This is a genomic window from Nocardiopsis sp. NPDC058631, assembly GCF_042716955.1.
Lineage (GTDB): Bacteria > Actinomycetota > Actinomycetes > Streptosporangiales > Streptosporangiaceae > Nocardiopsis.
On record NZ_JBHXQY010000002.1, the window covers coordinates 153,494 to 163,068 of the forward strand.

Annotated in this window: 5 protein-coding genes and 1 pseudogene; 1 reads left to right on the forward strand and 5 read right to left on the reverse strand. The window is 71.5% G+C overall.

What is annotated here, in order from left to right:
* From ACFWTE_RS01905 to eccD, 5 genes and pseudogenes are all read right to left on the reverse strand, one after another.
* A pseudogene (locus ACFWTE_RS01905) lies at positions 1 to 1,638 on the reverse strand (AAA family ATPase); the annotation flags it as partial.
* A gap of 122 nt (positions 1,639 to 1,760) precedes the next feature.
* Complete coding sequence (locus ACFWTE_RS01910) at positions 1,761 to 2,063, reverse strand: WXG100 family type VII secretion target (RefSeq protein WP_378776963.1); 303 nt, start codon at positions 2,061 to 2,063, stop codon at positions 1,761 to 1,763.
* 51 nt (positions 2,064 to 2,114) lie between these two features.
* Positions 2,115 to 2,441: a hypothetical protein gene (locus ACFWTE_RS01915; RefSeq protein ID WP_378776965.1), complete on the reverse strand. Its 327-nt coding sequence runs from the start codon at positions 2,439 to 2,441 to the stop codon at positions 2,115 to 2,117.
* 22 nt (positions 2,442 to 2,463) lie between these two features.
* Positions 2,464 to 3,909: a type VII secretion protein EccB gene (gene eccB / locus ACFWTE_RS01920; protein ID WP_378776967.1), complete on the reverse strand. Its 1,446-nt coding sequence runs from the start codon at positions 3,907 to 3,909 to the stop codon at positions 2,464 to 2,466.
* 1 nt (position 3,910) lies between these two features.
* Positions 3,911 to 5,329, reverse strand: a complete 1,419-nt coding sequence (gene eccD / locus ACFWTE_RS01925) for a type VII secretion integral membrane protein EccD (RefSeq protein ID WP_378776969.1) — start codon at positions 5,327 to 5,329, stop codon at positions 3,911 to 3,913.
* A gap of 212 nt (positions 5,330 to 5,541) precedes the next feature.
* On the opposite strand from eccD, the gene eccCa reads away from it, so the two are divergent.
* Positions 5,542 to 9,519: a type VII secretion protein EccCa gene (gene eccCa, locus ACFWTE_RS01930; RefSeq protein WP_378776971.1), complete on the forward strand. Its 3,978-nt coding sequence runs from the start codon at positions 5,542 to 5,544 to the stop codon at positions 9,517 to 9,519.
* The last annotated feature ends 56 nt before the right edge of the window (positions 9,520 to 9,575 follow it).

Sequence of the window (9,575 nt, forward strand, 5' to 3'; positions counted from 1 at the left end):
GGTGATGTGGCCCGGATCCGTCGATACCGGTTCCTGGCCGTCGCCGTCGTTCTCGGGCGTGACTACCGGCTTGATCGAGGTGACCGGGTCGAGGGGGACCGTTTCGCCGGGACCGCTGCCACCCCCGTCCCCACCCGGGTCGGAGGAGTCCTCGTCATTGGGTGGCGTGCTCTCGGTCGGTGGAGAGGTGGGGGTCTCCCCCGTGACCGGAGGCGTGGTGGCGCCCACAGGGGTGCTGGGGACCCCGCCGCCGCCCGGGTCGGTCGCGCCGGGGCGGTCGGGGTGTTGGCTCCCCACGTGCTCGGGGGAGTCCTCCTCACGGGGATTGCCCTCGTCGTCGCCGCCCGGCCGGTCGCTTTCGGGGAGTTCTCCCTTGCCGTGTCCGTCACCGCCCGGCCGGTCGTCTCCGGGAACCTCTTCCTCACCGGGCCCGTCACCGGCCGGCCTGTCCTCCCCCTCTTCGTCCTCCCCGTCCCCGTCCCCGTCCTCGTCCTCGTCCTTCTCGGAGATGGTGATCAGACCGGTCTCGGGGTCGACCTCCACCTGCCCGTCGCCGGGGTCGAAGGAGACCTCGCCGGTCTCGGGGTCCAGGGTGAGCTTCAGGTCGCCGATCTCGATCGTGGTCGGCAGGGCCTCCTCGCCGTCACCCGGGCCGGTCGTCTCGATCTCGACGGTGCCCTCGGCAGGGTCGATCGTCAGCCCCAGGTGCCCGGACTCGATCGTGACCGGAGCCGCCTCCGGGTCGAGGGGCACGTCCCTGTCACCGGGCTCGATGCTGATCGTGCCGGTTTCCGGGTCCAGGAGGAACTTCATCTCGCCCGCCTCGACGGTGGTGACACCCGTCTCGGGATCGAGGGTCACGACCGGCGCCCCGGGGATCTCGGAACTGGTCTCGCCGAAGGCGGGGTCGTCGGCGTCGGCGGAGATGAGCTCCACGCCGGTGACCGGTTCCCCGGCCGGGTCCAAGTCCGACTCCAGCAGGTCCTCCTGCTCCTCCTCGGACCGGGGTTCGAGGGGGACGGTGCTGAGCGGAACGGTCGCTTCCTGCGGGGTCTCCGTGGCCTCGACGGAGTCGATGAGGGGGGACATCTCCCGCTGGAGCGGTTCCGCGAGGACCGCGGGCTCTCCCGGTACCGTCTTCTCGCCTTCGAGGGAGGCCGTCTCCTCCGCGGGCATGCCGGCGGAGACGAACCGCGGTTCGGCGGGCACGCCCGGTTCCACGGGAACGCCCGGTTCGGCGGGGCGCAGGGGTTCGAAGCGCTGGGGCTCCAGGGCGGAGAGTTCCCCGTCGGGGGCGGACACGGTGACGACGTGCTCGGTGTCCTGGCCGGGGAACACGTGGGGGGAGGCGGTGTCCCCGGAGCGCTGCGCGCCGAACAGCATCACGCCGTCGTCGCCGACGGTCACCTCGGATTCGCCCGGGTCGAGTACCGCCTCCTGGGTGGCGGTGTCCACCTCGACCGAGGAGCCGGCGTGCCGGAGCATGAGCAGACCGCTGGTCAGGTCCACGCTGACCGGGGCGGACTCCGACCGGTTCGTGGTCGTGCCTTCTTGGAGGGTGGTGCCCTCCTCGGTCTCGGTCGGGTCCGGCTCCTCTCCGGAGAGGGCAGCACGGAAGTCGAAGAGGGGCGGCTCCACGTCGGGACCTCCTTACCGCCCGCAGGGCGGTCGTCAAGTGGTGTGTCGGGGGTGGGGGAGGGGAGCGGGGCGGGCGCCCCGAAGGGAGTGGTGGGCCGCCCGCCCCGGGGAAGGGGAGCGGGCTACATCAAGGCCTGCCAGTTCATGGCCTCGCGCCCGTCGGTGGAGGAGTAGTTGTTGCGGATCTCGTTCAGGGCGGCCTCGGCCTTGCCCAGCAGGAGCTGCATGTCGGCGACGTTGGTCCGCCATGACAGGACCTTGCGGTCGTACTCCGCGGCCATGGCACCGTCGAGCTCTGCCTTGACCGTCTGCATCTGGGCGTCGAGCGCCTCGATCTGGTCCTGCACGGCCTTCGTCTGGGTGCGCAGTTCGTTGGTGGCCTCGTCGACGTAGGCGTAGCTGACGTCGAAACCGTTGATGCTCATGGTCTCGCCTTCCGGGGAGTGGCTTGTGCGGGTGGAAGCGGGTGCCCGGCCTCAGCCGGGCTGGTTCGGGTTGAGCTCGTCCATCCACCGCGAACCGGTGAGGACTGCCGCGTCCTCGGTGGCGTGCATGGCGTGGACGGTGCCACCGAAGGTGCCGATCATCTGGTTCATGTCGTTGGTGATGAGCCGCAGCTCCTCCAGCCAGCCGACGACCGCCTCGCTGTACTTGTTGGAGGCCGCGCCCTGCCAGGACATGCGCAGCTTGTCACGCGTGTTGTCCACGTTGGTGTAGATGGTGTTGCAGCTGCCGTGGGCCTCGGTCATCGCGTCCTGGGCGATGCGCTCGGCCTCGTCTGTAGTCCTTGTCCTCTGGTTCACGGGGTCTCCTCGATTCGTTCCATCAGGGGCAACCTGCGTCCTCTGCGGTGTGCGGGGACGCCAGGGGGAGGGCGGCGGCCTCCGGGTCGAGTACCGGCCCGGAGGGCAGCAGCCGCAGTAGGGAGGTCGGGACCGGGACGGCCTGGGCCGGCTCGTAGCCGAGTGAGGCCAGTGCGGTCTCGTCGATCACCGGGTACTTGGCCGCGCTGTCGGTGACGAGGTAGTGCGTGGTCGCGGTACCGCCACCCCCCACCGACTGGGCGGCGGCGAGGGTCCCCCGGCCGGAGGCGATGCCGACGAGGTCGGGGGTCGGACAGCCCGGGAGGATCCCGGGCCTCTCCTGCACCGGCCACGCCTCCACCCCGGCGGGGTCGTCCATGGTCACCGACAGGGAACCGTCGGGGGCCAGCCGCAGGCACGGCACGCTCGCGCCGACACCCACCAGCTCCGGCGGGGACACGGGGTGGCGTTCCTCACGCGGGCTCGGGCCGTCGGAGAGCCGGGCGTGCGCCTCGCCCGCGGGCAGCGGCAGCGCCTCGGCGGGGCTGTCGGGGTAGGCGGCGCCCGAGACCTCCGGGTCGGCGAGCAGCAGCAGCGCCTGCGTCACGGAGAGCGGTACCAGACCGTCACGGGTGAGCAGGTAGTGCTGGTCCTCCTGATCGGCTGCGGACACCGCGAACACCTGCCCCACGCGCCGGGGTTCGCCCGCCAACGCGTCAGCGTCCTCACCGGCGCCCGGCACCCCGGGTGCGGTCAGGTCCGGGCCCGTGGGCACGGTGTTGAGGAACGCGGAGGTGACGGGCAGGGTGTCGCTCGTCCCGTAACCGAGGGCCTGAACCGCGCCGTTCTCCTCGTCCAGGCGCAGGCGGGTGCCGTTCCACAGCAGCTGCGGGGCGCCGTCCGGACCGGTCACCAGGACCGCCTGGTCGGCGGTGGGCGAGGCCGGGGCGGGGGCCGTGCCGACCACCAGCGCGGTGCGGCCCCGCTCGTCCTCCTCGCCCTCGGGCGACAGCGCGCACACCCGCCAGACCGCCTCCTCCAGACCTGCTTCCGTGGGCAGGGCGTCGGGCGCGCCGGCGATGCCGACGGGGCCGCCCACGGGCACGCCCTCCAGGGACCTGGCCGAGACCAGGCTCACGGCGGCGTCGGCGCCCTGGACCAGGCGTGCGGAGGCGCCGTTGGCCACGGGGCGCAGCACCCCGGCCGAGTACAGGTAGGAGGCCCCGGTGTCGCGGTCCACGATCAGCCGCCCCTCCTGGCGCCAACTGGTGGCGCCTCCGGGGAAGATGAGGCCGAACACGAGGAAGCCGATGCACAGCACCGCGCCGATGGCGATGCCGATGTAGGTGCCGGTACGGGTGCGGCGCATGGGGGCGTCGACCGAGTCGGGGTCGCCCTCCAGCATGGCCGTGCCCAGTCGGCCCACGGTGAAGTTGTGGGCCATCACCCTGTCGCGACGTGACTGCATGTCAGCCGCCGATTCCGCGCAGGAGCGAGAACACGCCGAAGATCGCCAGGACCAGGGGCACGATGGCCACCGTCAGCAGTGACTGGGTGATCTCGGCGGCCCGGCCCCAGTGGGGCAGCGGTCGTGTGCCCGGCAGGTTCCACGACACCACCGCCAGGATCGCGGAGGCGGCGAACAGACCCACCATGGCGAGCGTCCGGGGCAGGGGGTCGGCCGTCCACACCACGACCAGGACCAGCGCCGTCAACCCGATCCAGGGAGGCGCGACCACGAAGGACCGCTGCCAGGCGCTGGCCAGACCGCGTGACTGGAGCAGCATCACCAGCGACACGATCACGCACAGCGTGATCGGCACCCACCCGGGGGTGGCGCCGAGCACGATCAGGCAGACCGTCAGGACGGCGCCGGTGGACGCGTACAGGGCGGTCTGGAACCGGTCGGCCAGCACGGCGCGGTCCAGGACCCCGCGCGCGGGATAGGGATCGATGCCCTCCTGGAGCTGTTCGGGGTTGGACGGCAGCGGGGGCAGCTTCAGGCCGGAGAGGCGGAAGGCCAGCTGGGGGGCGAACGTGCCCAGCAGCAGTGCGATGAGCGCCACCAGCGCCGCCACGGCCGGGACCGTGGCGCCGGGGATGAACATCAGGGCCAGCGCACCCAGCGCGCACAGCACCTCGGCGGTGAACAAGCCGGCGAAGAAGGGCACCGAGCCCGCCACCGCGGCCAGGCCGAGCACGCTCGCCCCCGCCGCGGTCACGGAGCCCGTGAGCAGGCGCGCCCCGGCCAGGGCGGTTCCGGGGTCGCCCGAGGGCACGGACGCGCCGGCCACCGCCATGTACAGGGTGGCCGCCGCGGCCAGGCCGGTGGCGGCGACCAGGTCGCCCATGGCGCGCGAGGCCGCCCAGGCCGACAGCAGCATGAGGAGCGCGGAGCAGGCCGCTGACACCGCGGTCAGAAGCCCGGGACCGCCGCTGACCAGGACGGCCAGCCCGGTGAACAGCACCACCAGGCCCAGCGCCTGGAGCAGGACGCGCGTGGCCTCCGGGCGCCACCGGTCCGAGCGCTCGCCCATACCGGTCGCGACGCCGTCGGTCAGGTCGTCGAAGTGCACCGGTGGCAGCTGGTCGCGGCGGGGGCGCAGGTAGAGGGTCTCTCCGTGGCAGAGTCCCAGGGAGCGGAGGGTCTCGTCCTCCTCCAAGGGCTCGTCGCCCAGTTGCTGGAGGACCCATCCGTCGTGCTCCAGTCCGCTTTCGTCCAAGTCCTCGCCGTTGTCACCCTCGGCGTAGAGCACGAGTGTGGGCAGGATCTCGGAGAGGGGGACTTCTGTGGGAGCCGCGATCTCGAAGGAGCGCTCGGGGGCGCGGATCAGCAGTCGGCACAGGTCCGGGGAGGCGACATCGTTCATCCGGTGGGGGCCCATCATGAGGCGGGGTCGTGACAGGGGCGGAAGTGACGTTAACACTCCCACGACCCATTTTGGAGGTGTGTTGTTTTAAATTTTGGTGTCTGTCACTTTAGTTAGCAACGGTAGTGTTCTGCTGCCGGCGTCCGGTTCCGGACGCCGGTTACGGTCCCCGTTCCGGTCCCGGTTCCGGACCGGCCCTCGTTGTTCCCTGCAAGGGAGGACCCCGTTCTGTGAGTACGATCCTCGTCCGCCGCCCCCCGCGGCGCCCCGGGCCGGACCTGCCCTCGGGCGAGGTCAGCCTCCAGGAACCACCGGAGCTGCCCGACGCACAGTCCAGCACCTCATCGGTGTTCACCTACCTGCCGATGGCCATGACCTCGTTGGCGATGCTCATGATGATCGTCCGCCCCGGGAGCATGATGGGCGGAGGCGGAGGCGGGGGCAGTAGCATCATGCCCTATCTGGCGGGCGGGATGATGCTCACGGGCGCCGTGGTCATGCTCGGCGGCCAGTACGTGCGCACCATGCTGGAGCGCCGCCGCCAGCTCAACGACGACCGCCGCGACTACCTGCGCTACCTCAAACAGATGCGTACCCGCCTGCGGGGGGTGGTCACCGAGCAGCGCGACGCGATGCTCTGGCGGGCGCCCCACCCCGACGCCCTGTGGTCGATCGTGCGCACCTCCCGGCTGTGGGAGCGCAGGGGGACAGACGACGACTTCGCCGAGGCACGCATGGCCGTGGGCGAGCAGGCACTGTCCATGACCATCTCCCCGGTCTCCTCCAAACCGGTGGAGGACCTCGAACCCCTCAGCGCACACGCGCTGCGCCGCTTCATCCGCGCCTACGGAACCGTCGAGGACCAGCCGGTCCAGATCTACCTGCGCGGGTACTCCCGCATCACCATGCGCGGCGACCTGGACGCCAGCCGGGGCCTCGTCCGCGCCCTCATCGGCCAGCTCACCGTCTTCCACGCCCACGACGAGCTGCGCGTGGCCGTGTGCTGCTCCGACGAGTCCCTGCCCCTGTGGTCGTGGGCCAAGTGGCTGCCCCACACCCAGCACCCCACCGCCCGCGACGGCGCGGGCCAGGCCCGGCTGCTGTGCACGGACGCGATGGAACTCGAACAGCTCGTCCCGGACCTGGCCGACCGCCCCCGCTTCGACCCCACCGCCGCCCCCAGCCGCGAGGAGCCCTTCACCGTCATCGTCGTGGACGGCGGGCGCATCCCGCCGGGGTCGCGCATGATGGGCGGCGGCTACCGCAACGCCGTCGTCGTCGACGTCGCCGACCCGATGCCCCCCGAGGACGACCCCTACACCCTGGCCCTACGGGTGGAGCCCGAGCGCCTGGTGATGCTCTCCCGCGACCACAGCGGCCGCGACACCGAGGAGGTGCTGGGCAGGCCCGACTCCCTGAGCCCGTCCCGCGCCACCTCCCTGGCCCGCCTGCTCTCGCCCTACCGCATCGGCATGGTCGTCGAGGTCACCGAGCCGCTCACCACCGACTTCGAGCTGACCACCCTCCTGGGCATCTCCGACCTGCACCGGCACGACACCGAGCGCATGTGGAGCGAACTGCACGAGAAGGACCGGCTGCGCGTGCCCATCGGCATGAACTCCGACGGCGCGCCGCTGGAGCTGGACCTCAAGGAGTCGGCGCTGGGCGGCATGGGACCGCACGGCATGCTCATCGGCGCCACCGGTTCGGGCAAGAGCGAACTGCTGCGCACCCTGGTGCTCGGCCTGGCCCTGACCCACTCCTCGGAGACCCTCAACTTCGTACTCGTCGACTTCAAGGGCGGCGCCACCTTCATCGGCCTCGACCAGCTCCAGCACACCTCAGCGCTCATCACCAACCTCGCCGACGAGGCCATCCTGGTGAGCCGTATGCAGGACGCCCTCCACGGCGAGCTGGTCCGCCGCCAGGAGCAGCTGCGCGCCGCGGGCAACTTCAGCTCCGCCCTGGAGTACGAGAGGGCCCGCGAGACCAACCCCGACATGGAGCCGATGCCCACGCTGTTCGTGGTCGTCGACGAGTTCAGCGAGCTGCTGGCCGCCCACCGCGACTTCATGGACCTGTTCGTCATGATCGGCCGCCTGGGCCGCAGCCTCGGCGTCCACCTGCTGCTGGCCTCCCAGCGCCTGGACGAGGGCCGCATGCACCAGCTGGAGGGACACCTGTCCTACCGGGTCGCGCTGCGTACCTTCTCCGCCATCGAGAGCCGCGGCGTGCTCGGCGTCCCCGACGCACACCAGCTCCCCTCGGCCCCCGGCAACGGCTACCTCAAGACCGACACCGAGACCCTCACCCGCTTCAAGGCCGCCTACGTCTCCGGCCCCTACCGCGTCAAGCGCCGCGCCGCCCGCAGGAACACCGTCGGCGGCGAGGTGGTGTTCTTCGCCGACACCCCCGTGGCCACGGCCGCCCCCGAACCCGAGGAGCCCCAGGTCCAGGTGGAGGAGACCAGCGAGTCCCTCCTCGGGACCGCGCTGGCGCGAATGGACGGACTCGGCCCGGCGGCCCGCGAGGTCTGGCTGGCCCCGCTGGAGGTGCCGCCGCTCGTGGACGAATTGCTCGCCATGACCGGCACCCGCCTGCCCGAGGGGGGCCTGGCCTGGAAGCAGCAGACGACCCTGCGCGTGCCGCTGGGGATCATCGACCGGCCCTTCGAGCACAAGCGCCTGCCCCTGGTCGCGGACCTGTCCGGGGCCGGAGGGCACGTCGGTATCGCCGGCGGCCCCCAGAGCGGCAAGAGCACCATGCTGGCCACGCTCATCCTCAGCCTGGCCGTGTGCAACACCCCCGCCCAGGTCCAGTTCTACGGGATCGACTGCGGCGGCGGCGTGCTGAACTCGCTCAGGGACCTGCCGCACGTGGGCAGCGTCGTCACGCGCACCGACGAGCGGCGCATCACCCGCACCATCATGGAGATGAACGAGATCCTCACCAAACGTGAGGTCTTCTTCACCGAGCACGGCATCGACTCCATGGGCACCTACCGCAGGCGCCGTGCCGCCGGGGAGTTCGCCGACGAGCCCTACGGCGACGTCTTCTTCGTCATCGACGGCTGGGGCACCATCCGCCAGGACTACGCCGATCTGGTGGGATCCATCGTCCAGCTCGTGCAGCGCGGTCTCAACTACGGCCTGCACGTCGTGGTCGCCTCCCCCCGCTGGGCCGACTTCCACACCGGCGTCCGCGACCTGATGGGCAGCCGCTTCGAGCTGAGGATGGGCGACCCCGTCGACTCCATGGTCCACATGCGCGCCGCGCAGACCGTGCCCCGCGTGCCCGGCCGCGGCATCACCGACACCAAGCACCACTTCCTCACCGGCCTGCCCCGCGCCGACGGCCACGCCGACTCGGTCACGCTGGCCGAGGGCATGACCGAACTCGTCGAACGCGTGCGCGCGGCCTGGGACGGACCGCCCGCCCCGCCGGTGCGCACGCTGCCCCCGATTCTGCACGCCCGTGAGCTGCCCGGATCCAAAATCACCAAGATGGGCAGCCTCAAGGTGCCCATGGGTCTGGAGAGCCGCCGGATGCAGCCGTTCTGGCACGACTTCGGCGTCACCCCGCACATGCTCGTGGTCGGCGACACCGAGACCGGCAAGACCACGCTGCTGCGCCACATCACCAACGCGATCCGCAGCCACTACGGTCCGACCACCGCCCGGGTCGTGCTCGCCGACCAGCGCCGCCAGCTCTACGACGCCGTGCCCAAGGAGATGCAGCTGGGCTACGCGGTCTCGGGCGACAACGTCAAGGAGATGATGGCCGCCGCCGCGCAGGCGATGAAGGCGCGGCTGCCCGGGCCCGACATCACGCCCGACCGCATCCGCAAGCGCGACTGGTGGACCGGCCCCGAGCTGTTCATCCTCATCGACGACTTCGAGATGGTCTCCGGAAGCGGCCCCAACCCGCTGACCCCGCTCCTGCCGATGCTCAGCCAGGGTGCTGAGATCGGCATGCACGTGGTCCTCGTTCACGCCGCGGGCGGTTTCAGCCGGGCCTCCGGCGATCCCGTCATCCGGGCGCTCATCGACTCCAACACGCCCAGCATCATGCTGTCCGCCCCGCCCTCGGAGGGCATGCTGTTCGGCAACATCCGGGCGCGCACGATGCCTCCGGGCCGCGCCCTGTGGATCTCGCGCCGCGACCCGATCGAGGTACAGCTGGCCATCGCCGAGGGCGCCGAGGACTGAGTTCCCGCGACGGGAGCGCATGAAGGGGCCCGCGGGGCGCACCGCACGGTGCGCCC

Coding starts and splice junctions, on each gene's coding strand:
- eccB (WP_378776967.1), bottom strand. CDS start 3,909: ATGCAGTCACGTCGCGACAGGGTGATGGCCCACAACTTCACCGTGGGC.
- eccD (WP_378776969.1), bottom strand. CDS start 5,329: ATGATGGGCCCCCACCGGATGAACGATGTCGCCTCCCCGGACCTGTGC.
- ACFWTE_RS01910 (WP_378776963.1), bottom strand. CDS start 2,063: ATGAGCATCAACGGTTTCGACGTCAGCTACGCCTACGTCGACGAGGCC.